Below are 16,925 nucleotides of genomic sequence, written 5' to 3' on the forward strand. Positions count from 1 at the left end.
GTCATTTCTGGAGTACGCTTAAGCTGATTAGGGGAGGAAGAAGTAAGATGAGTATCAGTAAAACAAACGCTATGCGCATATTGGACGGTCAGCACATAAACTACAATATTTTGAGTTATGATCATCAGGATGGAAAAATAGACGGTATGAACGTAGCTGAAAAGATCGATAGAGCACCGGAAACGGTTTTTAAAACTTTGGTTGCACACAGCAAACAAAGTTTGTTTGTTTTTGTGATTCCTGTACATAAAGAGCTTGATCTTAAACAGGCTGCCAAATCCGCGGGAGAGAAAAAAATAGAAATGCTTCCAGTCAAAGATCTGCAAAAGCATACAGGATATATTCGCGGCGGCTGCTCGCCGATTGGAATGAAAAAGCTCTACCCCACTTTTATCGACCAGCCTGCATTGGAGCTGGAAACCATCGTTGTAAGCGCTGGAAAAATTGGAACCCAACTGGAGTTGAATCCACAGGATTTGGCTCAAATTATTCAGGCACAGTTTGCAGATTTGACCCATACAGCATAAAACTCTCCACATGCTCATAAAATCTTTATGCGTATTTTTCTTATCCTTAGCTTCAACCTGGAGAGGAAGATCAAATCATGCATAAAGACTGCTCGAAAAATGGTGGAGTTCCACAGCCCATTCGAAGTGATGGCACTGGGGGCATGGACAAGGGTCCTCGTGATGTGATGAGGGATTTGCAAAATCCCGATATGCTAGTCCCGCCTGTAACGGATAATGGACTCATTCCAAACATGAGATTCTCTTTTTCAGACACCCATATGCAGCTTAATCATGGCGGGTGGTCAAGAGAAATAACGGTAAGGGAATTGCCCATCGCCAAGACCCTTGCCGGTGTAAATATGAGCTTGACGCCTGGTGGCGTACGTGAGCTTCACTGGCATCAGCAAGCGGAATGGTCCTATATGCTGCTGGGAAGTGCACGCATTACGGCTGTCGACCAGAATGGACGTAATTTTATTGCTGATGTCGGCCCAGGCGATCTCTGGTACTTTCCCCCCGGCATTCCGCACTCTATACAAGGTCTTGAGCATGGGTGCGAATTTTTGCTGGTCTTTGACGATGGCAGCTTCTCGGATTTAAACACTTTATCCATTTCTGATTGGTTCGCACATACCCCTAAAGATGTACTTTCTGCCAATTTTGGTGTTCCAGAAGCTGATTTTGCGTCGATTCCTCAAGACCAAGTATACATCTATCAAGATTGCGTTCCCGGTCCTCTTCAAAGTCAGGCGGTTCCCTCTCCATATGGTACGGTGCCTCAGTCCTTCAAGCATCAATTACTGGCTCAGCCTCCGATTAAAACGCCGGGTGGCAGCGTACGAATCGTCGACTCCTCCAATTTTCCGATATCCAAAACCATCGCCGCTGCTTTAGTTGAAATTGAACCCGGAGCCATGCGGGAAATGCACTGGCATCCCAATAATGACGAATGGCAATATTACCTTGCCGGGCAAGGACGGATGACTGTCTTCGGCGGTAATGGTGCAGCCCGTACGTTTGATTTCAGAGCCGGGGATGTTGGATATGTGCCTTTTGCTTACGGTCATTACATTCAAAATACAGGCTCCAGCACACTTTGGTTTCTAGAAATGTTTAAAAGTGACCGTTTTGCAGATGTTTCGTTGAATCAATGGATGGCTCTCACCCCAACAGAACTAATTCAGAGCAATTTACATGTTGGCACCGATGTGACCTCCAAATTGCGAAAAGAAAAATGGCCTGTCGTCAAATATCCAGGGTATTCTTTTTACCCGAAAGAGTAAGCTCTGAATATCCTCACTCATTTCTCACGGCTTTCTAATGTGAATTTAATGATCTCCGGATATAGTTACGCAAATGGCATTTTATAAAAACAAAATGCTGTAAAAATTCGGGGAGTGAGAAATGAAAGATGCAAAAAATCGCACAAGTTACGGCCATTTTTTGGATTATGAAGATTTGCGCTACGACGCTGGGTGAAACCGCAGGTGACTTATTATCACAAACCCTTAATGTAGGCTATGCCATTAGTTCCATGATTCTGTTTAGTATATTTTTAGTTAGTCTTATTTTTCAACTTTTTTCCAATAAGTACCACCCATCTCTTTATTGGACTGTAATTCTTACAACGAGCACTGCTGGCACAACCATGTCGGACTACATGGATCGTAGCCTAGGATTGGGTTATGCAACGGGATCATTCATTTTAGTATGTATCTTGTTAGCCATTTTTTCATTTTGGTATTTTAGTGAGCGATCATTGAACGTTAATAATATTACTACACGGAAAGTTGAAGTAATTTATTGGATTGCTATCTTGTTCTCAAATACTTTGGGTACTGCTTTAGGTGATTTTTTGGCGGATAGTTCCGGCCTTGGATTTGTAGGAGGAGCGGTTTTAATAGGGAGCTTGCTCGGTATTATTCTACTATTAACTTATTTTACAAATGTCTCACGAGTATTTCTCTTCTGGCTAGCATTTGTATTAACACGTCCTTTTGGAGCGACATTTGGAGACCTTCTTACCAAATCACACGCAAAGGGAGGTTTGGATTTAGGTACGATGGGATCTTCGCTGGTACTGGTTACAATTCTTATAGCTTTAATGATCTACACTACTCTAAATGCTTCTAAAATGAAACAATCACCGGAGTTAAACGCAAGTTAATCATTAAGATATAGGTCCTCGACTTTAGCCGAGCCTATATCTTTTTTAGTATTACTACAATATTTTCACAATATTTATAGTAAATTATTGAAATTAATAAACAAAGGCCTTATAATTACAAAAAACAACCTCTTTTAACAATTATAATCAGCTTGTCCAGCCAAATTTGTATTTAGGTTTCCCTTTCTCTCACATTCTTAAATCCATACTATGCTCGCGTTATTATTCTATTATTAGGGAGTGGCTGTAATTATGTTTAAAAATGAGATTTTGACAAGCTCACTACAGGAGCGCAAACAGATCGTAATCGATGATGTAGCAGCATTGGGCTATCCTTACAATGAGTACGATCAGGGGCGAAAGGTCGGTGGTTATGCGGCTATGGCACAATTTTCCAAAGGAAATATCAGCACTGGACTTGCCTACGTCAACATTCATTTGGATCGGAACAAAGACATGTTCTGGGGAATTAACGTAATGGAAGCTTATATGAAGTTTAAAAAGTATTACACACCTGAATTAAAGGATAAAGTAAAAGCAAAAATGCTCAGTTTTAACATTTTGAATGCCGATGGAACGGCTCTGTCGGGAAATACAGAAAATCAACGGCTCATGTACGCAGCAGTCGGGGTCGTCGGAGCGGAAGAATGGCCAGATTATCCGGTGAATTATGCTACCATCGCCAGAAACTATCTGCTGTCCGAACTTCCCACAATTACAAAACAAGGATACTTTGAATACGACTCTCCAACATATTTTATCCATCATGTAGGACCGCTATTGTTCATTACCGAACACTTGAAAGATGCGACATTGCGGAATATGGCCAAACTGACGTTGGAGTGGTATTTTGCCAGTATCGTAGGAGAGTGGCTGCATGGGTACTGGGTGACCAGTCAGGCCAGAACATATAATGCGCAGCAAGAGCCGGGATTTACACTTGATGAAAGTGCAGTACTGCTGTGGATGTTGTTTGGTGACAGTCGTAAGCCGATATATCTCGGCAATGAAACCAATCTGAAATTTACCACGATCCCATTTGCGCTTGCGGGCTACGAGTTGCCAGACATTTTCAAGCGTATAGCAACAGCCCGTTCTACAACTTACACGCATAAGGAACGAATGTCCAGAAACAGTAACAGACCGTGTAAGACAAGCTACATCACCCCGGATTATGCCGTATTCAGTCAAAAGGATAATCGCCTTGCACAAAACCAGCTTCATCGTTGGGGCATCAAATGGGTGGGAGATACATACAATGACGAACCAAATACGTTCTTCATGAAGCAACACTACAGTGAGCCGATAAACTTGAATCCGTCCAACTCGGAATATTGGATGGGCGGAACGAATATGGAGGAAGTGCTTCAGGACGGCGGTGCACTCATTGCAGTATACAATATCACAAATTCAAATACATGGATCGACGGCCCTGTTTCATATAACGGAATTAAAGCAACGATCGAACAGGACCCCTTCAACAGGAACGGCTGGATATTCTTTCACACAGGTAAAATGCTGATGGCTGTCAGGACGGCACAACCTTACGATTGGCCTTATGGCACGGAATCGTGGAAATATGGAGGTTATCAGAGAGCGTTACGGAGTGACGGGGCAAAAAATGCAGTCATCGTTGAAACAGCACCTCTTAAGGACTATGCAGGAGGTACTTGCATTAGGGAGCTCGACTGCTTTGCTGAAGCTGTACTGACGAAAACCGTAGTGGATTTCAGCGGTGTTAACACTACCAATCCCCGGGTCTATTACAAAGGATTAACAGGTAAAGAGATGGAAATCGTATATGCCACCTCACGTAAAATTCAGGGTGTAGAAGTGAATTATGCGAATTGGCCTCTGCTGGATGATCCATGGATGCATCAGAATTATAATGGAGATAAACTCGATTTGGTTCATGATAGAGAGAGACGGACCTATGATTTCAATAACTGGAAGGTAACATCAAGCATTATGTAAGTGTCTGTCTCCAACTGACAAGGGCGTCGCAACCAGGCTATCAGGATCGGTTTGTGACGCCCTACAATTTTAGTTGCAATAACAAAAAAACACCGTATCGAAATACGATGTTTTTATGATCTGTCCAACAAAAACTATTCCTCAGAATCTACGTTGTGGTAAACCTGTTGAACATCCTCCAGATCTTCTAATGCATCAATCAATTTATCAAATTGCACCTGTGCATCCTCTGGAAGTGAGATGTCATTTTGGGCAAGCATGGTGAGCTCGGCCACAGTAAACTCAGTCACTCCTGCCTGCTTGAAAGCTTCCTGTACAGCATGGAATTGGTCAGGCTCTGCATATACGATAATGGCTTCATCTTCTTCGATGATGTCACGTACCTCTACATCTGCCTCCATCAGCAGCTCCAGCACTTCATCAGCAGTTTTGCCTACCAAACCAATAACTGCTGTTGAATCAAACATGTAAGCTACTGATCCGCTTACCCCCAGGCTGCCGCCATTTTTGGTAAAAGCAGAACGCACATCCGATGCTGTGCGATTTACGTTATTCGTCAGTGCATCTACAATAACCATGGAACCGTTGGGTCCGAAGCCTTCATAACGAAGCTCTACGTAGTTTTCATCGCCGGCCCCTTTTGCTTTTTCAATAGCGCGGTCAATGATCGCTTTCGGTACATTGTACGTTTTTGCACGTTCCAGTACGACTTTCAGCTGCCGATTGGATTCTGGATCAGGCTCGCCCTGCTTGGCTGCTACATAGATTTCTACGCCGAATTTAGCATATATGCGACTCGTATTAGCATCCTTCGATGCCTTCTTTTCTTTAATGTTATTCCACTTACGTCCCATAATATCCCGCTCTCTTCCTATATAAATATACACAACGAACTTTATGATATCCTTATACATTATATCTTTTAAAGGACATATGGACAAGTTCAAACCATTTCACCACATATGAAAACGTTTTCTCATGAAATTCTAATTTTCATCTAAAGATGCTCCCATGTTAAAGAGTTAAGATCATACTACTTTCGAATCACATTAGAAAAGGAGTATCCCTGTATGTTATCCAACCTGGACTATCAGATTTTTCATCTCATCAATGAACAAGCGAACAGCTTTTCTGCTTTGAATGGACTGATGCGTTTTTTCGCTGAAGATGCCCAATATGTGTTCGCCCTTGCCTTGTTGCTATACTGGTTTTCAAGAAATAAACTCAACCGGAAAATGGTCTTGTCTGCTGCAGTATCTGCAAGCTTGGGCATGGGGATCAGCTTTATCATCGGACATCTCATGTACCGGGATCGTCCATTCGTCACACACACCGTTATTCAGCTCATTAAGCACCCGGCCAATGCCTCCTTTCCGAGCGACCACGCCATTGGAGCTTTTGCACTGGCAGTCACGTTTTGGCTGTACGGTAAGAGGTTTAAAATGTTCTGGCTGGCCGCTGCTCTGCTTATCGGTTTTTCCCGTATCTGGGCAGGCGTCCATTATCCGTCGGATGTTGCGGCTGGTGCGCTGGTCGGTGCCTTATGCGCAGTTAGTACCCGGTTTATGCTTCTGCGTTTCAAGCGTCCTCAGCAATTGGCAGATTCGTGCCTAGAGCTGTACGAAAAAGCAGAACATAAAATTTGGAACAAATCAACAAAGCCTCAATCTGAGGATGCTTGAGCGTGATGAGGCCCCATAAGCCATAGTTATGGTTTATGGGGCTCCTTTGATTTATCCAATATGTTCAGACCCTGTACGCCGGAAAACAAAGCGTTACGGTTGTCCCTATATGTTCATTACTGCTCACTCTGATATTACCGTTATATCGCTTGACCAGTTGCTTGGCTATAGCAAGGCCCAGGCCTGTCCCCCCCTGCTCACGACTTCTGGCCTTATCCACCCGATAAAATCGGTCGAATAAATAAGGCAAGTCCTCTGCAGGAATCCCGATTCCGTAATCCGTAATATGAATAAAAACCTCGTTTTGTTCCAGCGTTCCGGTTACAAGGATTTCTTTTGAAGAGCCAGAATATTTAACGGCGTTATCCAGCACGATCAGCAATAACTGTTCCAGATGCTGCGGTGTGATATGGACCTGTACCTGTTCGAGGAGAGTTAGTTCACTCCGGAATACCATATCAGGATGCAGCATATTAAAATTGGTGAGCGTATATTGAATGGTATGACTGATATCTATCGCAGGCACATCCTGTTCCAAATTCTTGGATTCAGCTCGCGTCAACTCCAGAAGATCGTTTACAATACCCTTCAATCGCTCAAGCTCCTGAACAGAAACACGAAGCGACTCGTCCAATATGGCCGGATCGTGCTTGCCCCAACGGTTCAATAAGGAGATATGACCTTCAATAATCGAAATTGGGGTGCGCAATTCATGGGAGGCATCCTCAACAAACTGTTTTTGTTGAAGGAAAGAACGCTCCAACTGATCAATCAACTCATTAAATACTTTCCCGAGATTCGACAGCTCGTCATTATTATCCGATACTTGCACACGTTCCTCATGCAACCCTTTTTTGCGAATTCTGATCATCGTATCCGTCATGGACTGAATGGGTCGCATCAATTGGCGTGAAAGAAAAATCCCTCCCAAGGCGCTTAATATAATCGCTCCTATACCGCCTGCAATCACGACACCTTTTATTTTGTCACTAATCTTTTCTATATTTTCCATGTTGTTTATAATTTCGATGGTTCCGGTAAAGTGATCTGAAGTCAACGGACTTCGCATAATCAAGACCTGATCCTCCAGATGCCAGGCAGTCATAATCTGGGTGCTATGTGCTGCTTGCGGAAGGAACCAATCCTCAGGCAGCTCGTTGCTGACGCTGAGCAGTGGAACTCCCTGCTGATTCAAAATGCGGATCATTTGATGCCGATCATTCAAATTCTCAACAAAACGTCGACTGTTCACGATTTCCTGAGCAGACAAGTGTTTTTCCTGCAAAAGGGTTTGGAGTTCGTTCATGCTTTTGCGGATACTCACTTTTCCCTCACTGACCATCCACTGGTTAATCGTAAAATATTGGACACCATTGTACAAAACAAACAAAATACATAACAGCAACGAAGACCACACCGCCAATTTCCAACGAATGGGTAGCCGAGAAAATAGGGATTTTAGCGTTGCCATTATCGAATCACATACCCTAATCCGCGTAATGTCTGTATAAAGCTTGGTTCTCCGGGCTCGTCGATTTTGCTGCGCAAGTAACGAATATACACGTCCACGACATTCGTTTCGACCTCCGAATCATAGCCCCATATAAGCTCCAGCAGTCTCTCACGAGTCATGACGCGTCCGATGTTATGCATCAATATGGACAGCAGATCAAATTCACGCTTCGTCAATTCAATAATCTGTTGGTCTTTTGTCAAAATACGCGCCTCGCTATCCAGCATCAGCCCGTTGTAAGCAATTTGTTTGGAATCTTCAACAAATCCACTGCGCCGGAGCAAAGATCGCATCCGGGCCAGGAGTTCCTCAATGGCAAAAGGCTTTGGGATATAATCATCCGCTCCACTGTCCAGTCCCATCACTTTATCCATCACACCGTCCCTTGCAGTTAGCATAATGATCGGGGTTTGCTTTGTTTTGCGAATCCGTCGGCACACTTCAATGCCATTGATGCCTGGTAGCATCAAATCCAGCAGAATGATGTCCCATTCCTCGCTTAACGCAGACTCCAGCCCTTTCCGCCCCTCATACTCGACAGTCACCTCGTAAGATTCATGCTTTAGTTCAAGCTCAATGAAACGGGCCAAATTTTTCTCATCCTCAATCAGGAGTATCTTTTTCATAGCTTTCCTTTCCAGGCGCAAGAGCGTCTTTTTCCAAACGCTTGATATAGAAATCAGTTTACTCTATGTACATTAAAAAATAATGATCTTTTCAATTTATTTTTCTCATGATATTTTAATGTGTCCTGTGTAAGCTGGATCATGACTCTATGAACCTGCCCCTGTTAGCCATTCATCATGAAAGAAGGTCGTATTCTTGAAAATGAAAACACTGATAACCGCCATCACTCTATCGGCAGCTTTCTGTATGTTGTCTCACGTCGGCTGGTTTACTGTCCGCTCTGATGCTAAGGCCGTTCAATCTACAGCCTGGGCTGACTCCTCTGTAAAGGTTAAAGCATCTCAGGCCAGTGCTGTCAAATCCCCGCAACGTATTGACCATATCGTCATTGTGGTAGAAGAAAATCATTCGTCGAAAAAAATCTCGGGCAATCCCTTCGCCCCATTTATGAACGACTTGATGAAAAAAGGTGTCAATCTGATGAATCATTATGCGATTGAACATCCAAGTCAACCAAACTACCTGGATCTATTTTCCGGTTCTAATCAGGGCGTCCACAATGATTTGACTCCAAAGAAAATGAACACCAGCAATCTGGCTTCGGAGCTTATACAACATGGATATACATTTGGGGGTTACTCGGAGGGGCTGCCTCGAACCGGATTTACCGGTCCATATGATCTGAAAACCCTGTATGCGCGTAAACATAACCCGTGGGTGAATTTTACGAATCTGCCGGCTTCAATCAATATGCCTTTGACCAGCTTTCCACAAAACTTTAATCAGCTGCCGACGGTTTCTTTTGTCATTCCCAATCTAAACCACGATATGCACGACGGCACGATCCGGGAAGCAGATCAATGGCTACAGACCCACCTATCCTCTTATGCCCGTTGGGCACCGCAGCATAACAGCCTTTTGGTTTTAACATGGGATGAAGATGATATGAGCAGCAAAAACAAAATTCCGACTGTAATCATAGGCGCTCATTTAAAAAATGGCCCCTATAATGAAAAAAGCAATCATTTTTCTATGCTGCGCATGATTGAACAATTATACGGCTTGGATTTGCTCGGCAAGAGTAGAACGGCCCCGCCGCTTAATATATGGACATCAGGCTCATAAATGTCTAATATGAGGGTGAAGTATGACTTGAGGGAGATTAATCACTTGGATGTATTGTATAGCAAACGCAGTAATAACTATGAAATCACGGTGTACGACACCTCGGAACTATACGGTGAAAAGGGTTCATTCCGTGTCATGCAATTTTCAAATGCAGCGATTCAAGGTGCGTTAGATTTGAATGACCCGCAGCGTATTCTGTTCGAATACCCCAAAGCGATCATCCACCTGATGGAGCTGAACGATCCTTCGTTCGAGGACGTATTTGTGATCGGGCATGGAATTGGAACGATTGTTCGCCATTTTACAGAAAAAAACTTTAGAATTGCAGAGCTGGACGCCCTGGTCGTGAAGTTAAGCCAGCTCTTCTTTGGATACGATAAAGACAATGTGACGATTGGGGATGGACGGCGCATTTTGGAGCAGGAGGCATCGGACGCTTATGACTATATTATTTTGGATGCCTTCACGGAGCAGGGAACGCCACTGCATTTGGTATCCAGAGAATTTTTTAAGCTGGTCAAAGCAAAGCTGGATACCGAGGGCTCTATCATCATGAACTTAATGGGCAAAAGTGAACACGATCACATGATAAATGCCATTCATACGACATTGCGTGAAGAGTTCGCTTATGTTGCTGCTTTTTCATTACCCTCGGAAGGTGCTGCTGATATTCAAAATATCATCATCATCGGCCGGCACAAACCGATCCGATTTCAGACACGTCAAATGGCTGGCTTCTACGAGATTACACTTGGTGAAGGTCATATTTTACGAGACACTGATGCTTGAATAGCCTAAATCCGTCTGCTTGCTTCTCTAATGTGAAGCGTCTCCCTGTTGCACCCAGAGAGATGAACGATATTTGGATTTCAAAATAATCAAACTGCGTTGGCTGCCATATTGCATAATGGACGGCCAAATTTTAGGTCGTACACGTCTGCGAAACCCCAAAACAAAGCGGACAAACCGAGGCGAAATGTCCCATATACGGACCGCCTCCTGTTCTATTTCTTCGGGCAGCTCCTTAGAGAACAGAAAACGATTAAGCGAGCGTGTAATTACTCCTGTTATCGCCTCAATCGTACTAACATCCATTACAATGATCGTGTCAGAGCGCTGAAGCCGCTCGGTAAAATAATAATCATGATAATTCCCTTCAATGATCCATTCTTCCTTTTCGACCACTTCTTCCAGCTGTTTGAGAAATTGTTTGTCCGTGCTCCGCTGCCACTCTGGTCCCCAATACAAATCATCCAGAGAGATGTACGGCAAATGAGTCCGTTTGGAAAGACGTTTGGCCAAAAAGGTTTTGCCGCTCCCTGGCGAACCGATCACGATAATACGTTTGGCGTGCCGTACAGCAAGAATTTCGTCATCCAGCCTCCGATGCGGGCGCAGCATTGGGTACATCATTCGATAAAACAAACCTGCCACGAACGAACCTCCCTTTAAAAACAAATACAGGAGGAACAGCGGCAAAAAAACGATGGCATATTTCATATTATTCATCAAGCGACCTGCTCCTTTTACAGTTTCAGCACCAAAAGTAGGTTCGATTCTCTTTTATTTATGTATCTTTCTCCTTAAAATACACACATTTAAAAAACATAAACTTTTGCGAATGTATGCCGTACAACTGTTTAAACATGGAATGCAGCTTATTCAGAGATAGAGTCTCTGAAACCGTCCGATCCGTTTGAATAGTTAAGGCGGCACAACTGATTCCGAATTGGCACACCTGCTCCATAGGGTATCCTTGGATAATTCCATATATCATGCCGGCAATAAAGGCATCTTCTCCACCCGTTACATCAATAACTTCCGAAATGTATTGTATGGAAATTTGTGCATGAGTTCCATCCTGAGAGGCAAATAAAACACTGTCCACTCCATGGAAAATAATTACATTTTGAACTCCAAGTTGATGAAAAATTCGGGCTGCGTCCATTAGTTGCTGATCATCCGTAAATTGCATCCCCAAATAGGCTTCAGCTTCCATATGATTGCATACCATCCAATCCACTCCGTGCAAATTTCGGGGAAGTCTGCTCATTTTGGAGGCTGATACCGAAGAAATGACAAGCGGGACTCGATGTTCATGGCATATTCGTATGGTGGAAGCAATTACACTCATAGGGAAATTAGTGTCCAAAAACACCAGTCGGGATGCGGTGATTAAGGGGATATTCCCAAGGATGGCTGAAGGACGAATCTGATCATAAATCTCCATCTCTGCTGTCGCTACAACCAGCTCACCATGCTCGTCCAGCACAGCAGTGTAAACCCCGGTTGACGGTTCTCCCTTGACCTGCAAAGGAATCACATTCATGTAAAGTCTGGATTGCTCAACTATAAATTCACCTTCCGCATCATCGCCAACTGCGGTTAGCAGGCTGACCTGCTGGCTGAGCCTCCCCAAATTTTCGGCTACATTGCGAGCCACTCCACCACAGGATTGCCGCCTGGCATTGCTCGGATTGGAGGTGTGAAGCTGAAATGCACCTTTAACCTTAATTTTGCGGTCTAAATTGGCTCCCCCGATGCATAGTATTTGTTGTTTAGTGGGCCAAGGCTCGTCCAGTTCATTTTTGCGGCTTAGTTTTAATTTCATCATTTGACCCCTTTCGCGAACTGCTCGCGCTGGTTGTTTTTAATTTGTAAAGCAATGAATTAGATTTTATAGAAAATAGGTACTTACTAAAATTAACACGTTCCAAATGTCGAATTCCCAAGAACTATGTCGAATACCTTAAAATATCCTGAAAATGCATCTACTCTCTACAACAAAACACCCTATCGTAAAAGTCATCCATTTACGATAGGGTGTTTTAATTAAAATACTGCTTATATCCTTCGTTACAGCATACCTATTTTAAAATAAACAGTGCGGCTCCATGAGGTGGTATATCTGCGGACAATTCTTGATCCAACGTGCCTAAATCCATATGATTCCATAAGTCTCTGGCACTTGCCTGCCCTTCAATACCAAGGTCTTTTAACGATACACGGACCTTCGAAACTTCATCTCCAGCATTAAACAAAGCAGCATATACATAACCTTCCTCGTTATGCGAAGTCCAAACGATATGATCATCTTTTCTATAAACCTGCCGCGCACCCACACCGTTGCGATGAGCATCCAGTACTTCTTCATTAGTCAGCAAAGAAAGTGTCCATGTATCATTGTCCCGCATTTCCCCCCCAAACATCAGCGGGGACCGGAAAATGCTCCACAAGGTCATCATAGTCAGCTGCTCATCTTTTGTAAATCGTGTCCAGCGATCATGACTGCCGGACGCTACCGAATCTACCGAACGAATACCCAGATGACCCAACGGCAACATGTCGCAATCCGGCCAGTGACCCGGACCCACATGTTCTGCCCATTTCTCACAGCGCTCAAACATACCATGCAATAAAGGCCACACATCCCAAAAATCGTCAGTCATGCGCCACATATTAGCATTTGCAATAAGCTCTGATGCATGCTCCAGCGGTGCAGGACCAGGAGACAGACTCAATACCATCGGACGTCCGCACTCAGCAATAGCCCGCCTGATCAATTCAATCTCTGCCAAATGAATACCGTAGAGACGGGACGCAGCAATGTCATCAACTTTGACAAAATCAACTCCCCATTCCGCATACAGGTCAAACAACGAGTTATAGTACTCCTGTGCACCCTCCTTGGATGCATCCACCCCATACATATCTGTATTCCAGGGACAAATAGAGTTGGGATGGGCAATCTGTCTGGCCGTTGCCGTAGTTCCCAGGATCGGTGTATCCTGATGCACCGCTTGTCGCGGTATCCCTCGCATGATATGTATGCCAAATTTCAAGCCGAGACTGTGTACATATTCCGCCAGGGCCTGAAAGCCACGTCCATCTGCTGCCGATGGAAAACGATTGACCGCAGGAATCAGACGTGAATATGAATCCATTTCCAACGGAACAAACGGGCGATACTGCGAAGATACAGCTCCCGGCTCATACCACTGAATATCCACCACGACATATTCCCAACCATATTTCTTCAGATGCTCCGCCATATATTGAGCGTTCCCACGTACTTCCTCTTCCCGTACCGCCGCACCATAGCAATCCCAGCTATTCCACCCCATAGGCGGTGTATGCGCTACCAAATGATGTTGCATCTCCCATTCATCCTTTCTTCTCATAGAATCTATCTCATAAAACTCTGTCTCATTGAACTCATGCAGCTACCAATATTCACCTATCACTATGACTCTATTATAATGTAACCCCTTACTTTTGTCGCTTGTCAGCTTTTACATTTCCACTTTTTAAACATTTGTGTTGACTAAGTTAAAGAATGTGGTACATTTAAAATTGGTTGTTAAAAAACTTTGACTTGAATCAGAGGGTGATTTTACATGTGTGAGCATGCTTATCGAATTTTGTTGTTTTACAAATATGTAAATATTGAAGATCCTGCTGCCTTTACGGCAGAGCATCTGGCTTACTGCAAGGAACTGGGCGTCAAGGGAAGAATCTTGATTGCCGGGGAAGGTATTAACGGAACATTGTCTGGCACGGTAGAGCAAACGGAGCAGTATATTCGTGATTTGCGCGCCAATCCGAAATTCCACGATATCGTTTTTAAAATAGATGAATCTAACGGTCATGCGTTCAAAAAAATATTTGTACGTCATCGTCAGGAGCTTGTTACGCTGCGCCATGAGGACGAGCTCGACCCTAATGAAATTAGCGGCAAGCGATTGTCACCAAAGGAGTTTTATGAGCAGCTTCAAGGTGAGGATGTAGTTGTATTGGACGGTCGTAACGACTATGAATATGACATCGGTCATTTCCGCGGAGCCATTCGCCCGGAAGTTGAGTCGTTCCGTGAATTCCCACAGTGGATTCGCGACAATATGAGTCAGTTTAAGGACAAGAAAATCCTGACGTATTGCACCGGAGGTATTCGTTGCGAAAAGCTGTCCGGTCTTCTGATCAAAGAAGGCTTTAACGATGTAGCCCAGCTGGATGGCGGCATTGTGACTTACAGCAAGGACCCGGAAGTACAAGGACGTTTGTTTGACGGCAAATGCTATGTATTTGACGAACGGATTTCGATTCCAATCAACCATACTGATGAAGACGTTGTTGTCGGCAAGTGCTTCCATTGCGAAACACCAAACGATCATTATATCAACTGCCCAGTGTGCAATCTCCAGCATATCGTATGCCCAGACTGCGAAGAGCAGCATCAGCACTATTGCTCTGACGAGTGCCGGACCATAGCCTCCTCGAAAAATAAAGTATTAGGTTCAACTGCCTGATATTCAGAGCTTTAAGGAAAAAATATCGTCAACCTTTGTAATTTAAGGATTAGACTGGCCCTAAAAATGAAGCAGCGGCGTACCAGGACTTGAAAAATAATGTCCTTGGTACGCCGCTATTTTACTATGCTATCGTGTCCTGTCAACTTAACAAAAGGTTGTACTGACTCATCTCTCTGTTAACTAGCCATTGTCAATTTGCTTAATAACCCTAGCAGGGTTACCACCTACAACCACATGATCAGGAACATCCTTGGTAACAACCGCTCCAGAAGCAACAACCACATTATTGCCTATTTTTACACCAGGGTTGATAACTGACCGCCCACCGATCCATACGTTATGACCGATCGTAACCGGCTTGCCAAATTCCGCTCCGGTATTTCTTTCCTGAGCCTCCAAGGGGTGAGCTGCGGTATAGATATGTACGCCCGGAGCCATAAAGCAATTGTCGCCTATACGGATTTCACACACGTCAAGAAACACGCAATCAAAATTCGCATAAAAGTTCTCGCCGACATGAATATTATAGCCATAATCACAGTGGAACGACGGCTCAACATAAAGATTCTTGCCCGTTGATCCGAACAGCTCCCTTAGAAGCTCTGTTCTTTTTTCATCATCTGTTTCAAGTGACTGATTGAACAACCGTGTCAACCTCCGGGCGTTCAAACGTTCGCTCATCAGCTCTGGGTCAGACCCATAATAAAGTTCACCGCTTAGCATCTTTTCTTTTTCGGTTTTTGTTTGCATATGAATGATTCCTCTCGTAAAAAAGTCTTGTCTAAATGATTTCTTTCCGCTTGGACAAATAAATATATAATATAAGACCGGTAACCGCGCACAGCGCCGCACATAAACCTATAACTCCGTATCCAGCCTGAAGCCCGCGAAGTAGTCCAATCTGTGAATCTTCGCCGAAATGCCTCTTAACGATCTCGATTACTCCCCCAATTAGATAATTACCGATAACGCTGCCTAATCCCATAAGTGTAACCGTAATTGTAATGGCTGCATCGCTTCCGTTCGGGTATCTTCTGGCTATAAAAGCCATCACTGTCGGATAGATCATTGCAATACCTACACCAGCGGCAGCAAATAGAAAGGCTAAGCGTTCTCCGCCCAAAATTGCGGCAAATGTGCATACGGCTGAAAATCCCGAAAATATAATCAGTGATAATGTAAACCCGATTTTATCGGTGAACGGGCCTAGCAAAAGCCGTGCAAGCGCAAAGCATAAGAAAAAGGCAGATAGTATCCCTGAAGCCGTAACCGTGTCCCATTTGTAAGCCTTTTCTAGAAAGTTAACAAGCCATCCACCAACCGCCAGTTCCGATACGACACCAAAAGAAAGAATGAGAACCATAAACCATAAAACAGGGTCCATCAGCAAAGCTTTTAAAGGAACACGTTCCTCATGCTGAATATCATCTCCCGGAAAAGTGCTGAACAACGCAAAAATAATCGGCAATATCGACAATAAAAGCATTACGAGATACATTCCGCGCCAGTCCAGCGTATAACCATTGACCGTAACTTCCATCAGACCTGTAGCGATGAGCGGAGCAACTGTCGAGCTAAGGCCGTAGAAACCATGGCTCAAATTCATCATCGTTCCCGTGTTTTTCACAAAGATGCGGGCACCAAGAATAGCTAATCCAATCTCCAGCATTCCATTTCCGATGTACATCAGGAAGTAAGAGGCTGAAAACATGAAATAGTGATGCGAGAAAAAAATGAGTATACCTGAGACAGCCATTGCCGCGAAAGCCGTGACCGTTACCACCTTAATTCCCCATACCCTGGTTAAATAAGCCGTAAAAGAGCAAGCAATCAAATAACCAAGGGCATTCAGGGACAATAAGGTGCCAAGCTGTGATTCATTCAGCATAAAATCAAATTGTATGCGCGGAATAGCTGGTCCTTTAATATTTTCCGAAAACCCGAAAATGACGAAGCCTAGAAATATTGTAGCAAGCTGCATAGCATAAATCTTGTTGAATTTGCCTGTACGCTCCT

16 protein-coding genes are annotated in these 16,925 nt (G+C 43.9%); 8 read left to right on the plus strand and 8 right to left on the minus strand.

Annotated features, from left to right (window positions below):
* The first annotated feature begins 47 nt into the window (after positions 1–47).
* From ybaK to B4V02_RS13500, 4 genes are all read left to right on the plus strand, one after another.
* A complete protein-coding gene (gene ybaK / locus B4V02_RS13485; protein WP_007430410.1) occupies positions 48–527 on the plus strand; it encodes a Cys-tRNA(Pro) deacylase in 480 nt (159 codons plus the stop codon).
* A 77-nt stretch (positions 528–604) separates the two neighbouring features.
* Positions 605–1,792 (plus strand): oxalate decarboxylase family bicupin, encoded by a 1,188-nt coding sequence (locus tag B4V02_RS13490; RefSeq protein WP_094155186.1) that lies wholly within the window; start codon positions 605–607, stop codon positions 1,790–1,792.
* Positions 1,793–1,920: 128 nt separating this feature from the next.
* Positions 1,921–2,676, plus strand: coding sequence for a COG4705 family protein (locus B4V02_RS13495; protein WP_094155187.1), 756 nt, complete (start codon positions 1,921–1,923; stop codon positions 2,674–2,676).
* Positions 2,677–2,928: 252 nt separating this feature from the next.
* On the plus strand, positions 2,929–4,650 hold the full coding sequence (locus tag B4V02_RS13500; RefSeq protein WP_094155188.1) for a hypothetical protein: 1,722 nt from the start codon (positions 2,929–2,931) through the stop codon (positions 4,648–4,650).
* A 134-nt stretch (positions 4,651–4,784) separates the two neighbouring features.
* On the opposite strand, the gene B4V02_RS13505 is transcribed toward B4V02_RS13500, so the two are convergent.
* Positions 4,785–5,504, minus strand: a complete 720-nt coding sequence (locus tag B4V02_RS13505; protein ID WP_007430407.1) for a YebC/PmpR family DNA-binding transcriptional regulator — start codon at positions 5,502–5,504, stop codon at positions 4,785–4,787.
* Positions 5,505–5,720: 216 nt separating this feature from the next.
* Here B4V02_RS13505 and B4V02_RS13510 point away from each other — a divergent pair, with 216 nt between their 5' ends.
* Complete coding sequence (locus tag B4V02_RS13510; RefSeq protein WP_094155189.1) at positions 5,721–6,332, plus strand: undecaprenyl-diphosphatase; 612 nt, start codon at positions 5,721–5,723, stop codon at positions 6,330–6,332.
* A gap of 64 nt (positions 6,333–6,396) precedes the next feature.
* Here the strand turns inward: B4V02_RS13510 and B4V02_RS13515 are convergent, their stop codons facing one another.
* Both B4V02_RS13515 and B4V02_RS13520 read right to left on the minus strand, forming a co-directional pair.
* Positions 6,397–7,803, minus strand: coding sequence for a HAMP domain-containing sensor histidine kinase (locus B4V02_RS13515; protein ID WP_094155190.1), 1,407 nt, complete (start codon positions 7,801–7,803; stop codon positions 6,397–6,399).
* Positions 7,803–8,471: a response regulator transcription factor gene (locus tag B4V02_RS13520; protein ID WP_094155191.1), complete on the minus strand. Its 669-nt coding sequence runs from the start codon at positions 8,469–8,471 to the stop codon at positions 7,803–7,805. Before B4V02_RS13520 ends, B4V02_RS13515 begins: the two co-directional genes overlap by 1 nt.
* 202 nt (positions 8,472–8,673) lie before the next feature.
* Between B4V02_RS13520 and B4V02_RS13525 the strand changes: the two genes are divergently transcribed.
* Both B4V02_RS13525 and B4V02_RS13530 read left to right on the plus strand, forming a co-directional pair.
* The gene (locus tag B4V02_RS13525) at positions 8,674–9,597 is read left to right on the plus strand and encodes an alkaline phosphatase family protein (protein ID WP_244188549.1); all 924 of its coding nucleotides are present in this window, start codon (positions 8,674–8,676) and stop codon (positions 9,595–9,597) included.
* Between the two features lie 27 nt (positions 9,598–9,624).
* Positions 9,625–10,389 carry a spermidine synthase gene (locus B4V02_RS13530; RefSeq protein ID WP_094155193.1) on the plus strand — a complete coding sequence of 255 codons (765 nt, stop codon included), beginning with the start codon at positions 9,625–9,627 and terminating at the stop codon, positions 10,387–10,389.
* A 27-nt stretch (positions 10,390–10,416) separates the two neighbouring features.
* Here B4V02_RS13530 and B4V02_RS13535 read toward each other — a convergent pair whose 3' ends face one another.
* From B4V02_RS13535 to B4V02_RS13545, 3 genes are all read right to left on the minus strand, one after another.
* A complete protein-coding gene (locus tag B4V02_RS13535) occupies positions 10,417–11,109 on the minus strand; it encodes a P-loop NTPase family protein (protein WP_094155194.1) in 693 nt (230 codons plus the stop codon).
* Positions 11,110–11,167: 58 nt separating this feature from the next.
* Entirely contained in the window at positions 11,168–12,211 is a 1,044-nt protein-coding gene (locus tag B4V02_RS13540; protein ID WP_094155195.1) for a carbohydrate kinase family protein, read from the minus strand.
* 256 nt (positions 12,212–12,467) lie between these two features.
* The gene (locus B4V02_RS13545; protein WP_094155196.1) at positions 12,468–13,757 is read right to left on the minus strand and encodes a glycoside hydrolase family 27 protein; all 1,290 of its coding nucleotides are present in this window, start codon (positions 13,755–13,757) and stop codon (positions 12,468–12,470) included.
* Between the two features lie 240 nt (positions 13,758–13,997).
* Here B4V02_RS13545 and trhO point away from each other — a divergent pair, with 240 nt between their 5' ends.
* Positions 13,998–14,906 (plus strand): oxygen-dependent tRNA uridine(34) hydroxylase TrhO, encoded by a 909-nt coding sequence (gene trhO, locus B4V02_RS13550; protein ID WP_094155197.1) that lies wholly within the window; start codon positions 13,998–14,000, stop codon positions 14,904–14,906.
* Between the two features lie 183 nt (positions 14,907–15,089).
* On the opposite strand, the gene B4V02_RS13555 is transcribed toward trhO, so the two are convergent.
* Complete coding sequence (locus B4V02_RS13555) at positions 15,090–15,659, minus strand: sugar O-acetyltransferase (protein WP_094155198.1); 570 nt, start codon at positions 15,657–15,659, stop codon at positions 15,090–15,092.
* A gap of 31 nt (positions 15,660–15,690) precedes the next feature.
* Positions 15,691–16,890, minus strand: a complete 1,200-nt coding sequence (locus tag B4V02_RS13560; protein WP_094157008.1) for an MFS transporter — start codon at positions 16,888–16,890, stop codon at positions 15,691–15,693.
* Positions 16,891–16,925 lie beyond the last annotated feature (35 nt).

Source organism: Paenibacillus kribbensis (assembly GCF_002240415.1).
Lineage (GTDB): Bacteria > Bacillota > Bacilli > Paenibacillales > Paenibacillaceae > Paenibacillus > Paenibacillus kribbensis.

Bases quoted from the DNA above. Each gene is read 5' to 3' on its own strand.
- B4V02_RS13500 (WP_094155188.1), top strand. From the start codon at position 2,929: ATGTTTAAAAATGAGATTTTGACAAGCTCACTACAGGAGCGCAAACAG.
- B4V02_RS13505 (WP_007430407.1), bottom strand. From the start codon at position 5,504: ATGGGACGTAAGTGGAATAACATTAAAGAAAAGAAGGCATCGAAGGAT.
- B4V02_RS13545 (WP_094155196.1), bottom strand. From the start codon at position 13,757: ATGCAACATCATTTGGTAGCGCATACACCGCCTATGGGGTGGAATAGC.
- B4V02_RS13510 (WP_094155189.1), top strand. From the start codon at position 5,721: ATGTTATCCAACCTGGACTATCAGATTTTTCATCTCATCAATGAACAA.
- B4V02_RS13560 (WP_094157008.1), bottom strand. From the start codon at position 16,890: ATGCAGCTTGCTACAATATTTCTAGGCTTCGTCATTTTCGGGTTTTCG.
- B4V02_RS13515 (WP_094155190.1), bottom strand. From the start codon at position 7,803: ATGGCAACGCTAAAATCCCTATTTTCTCGGCTACCCATTCGTTGGAAA.
- B4V02_RS13540 (WP_094155195.1), bottom strand. From the start codon at position 12,211: ATGAAATTAAAACTAAGCCGCAAAAATGAACTGGACGAGCCTTGGCCC.
- B4V02_RS13520 (WP_094155191.1), bottom strand. From the start codon at position 8,471: ATGAAAAAGATACTCCTGATTGAGGATGAGAAAAATTTGGCCCGTTTC.
- B4V02_RS13490 (WP_094155186.1), top strand. From the start codon at position 605: ATGCATAAAGACTGCTCGAAAAATGGTGGAGTTCCACAGCCCATTCGA.
- B4V02_RS13535 (WP_094155194.1), bottom strand. From the start codon at position 11,109: ATGAATAATATGAAATATGCCATCGTTTTTTTGCCGCTGTTCCTCCTG.
- ybaK (WP_007430410.1), top strand. From the start codon at position 48: ATGAGTATCAGTAAAACAAACGCTATGCGCATATTGGACGGTCAGCAC.
- B4V02_RS13495 (WP_094155187.1), top strand. From the start codon at position 1,921: ATGCAAAAAATCGCACAAGTTACGGCCATTTTTTGGATTATGAAGATT.
- B4V02_RS13555 (WP_094155198.1), bottom strand. From the start codon at position 15,659: ATGCAAACAAAAACCGAAAAAGAAAAGATGCTAAGCGGTGAACTTTAT.
- trhO (WP_094155197.1), top strand. From the start codon at position 13,998: ATGTGTGAGCATGCTTATCGAATTTTGTTGTTTTACAAATATGTAAAT.
- B4V02_RS13525 (WP_244188549.1), top strand. From the start codon at position 8,674: ATGAAAACACTGATAACCGCCATCACTCTATCGGCAGCTTTCTGTATG.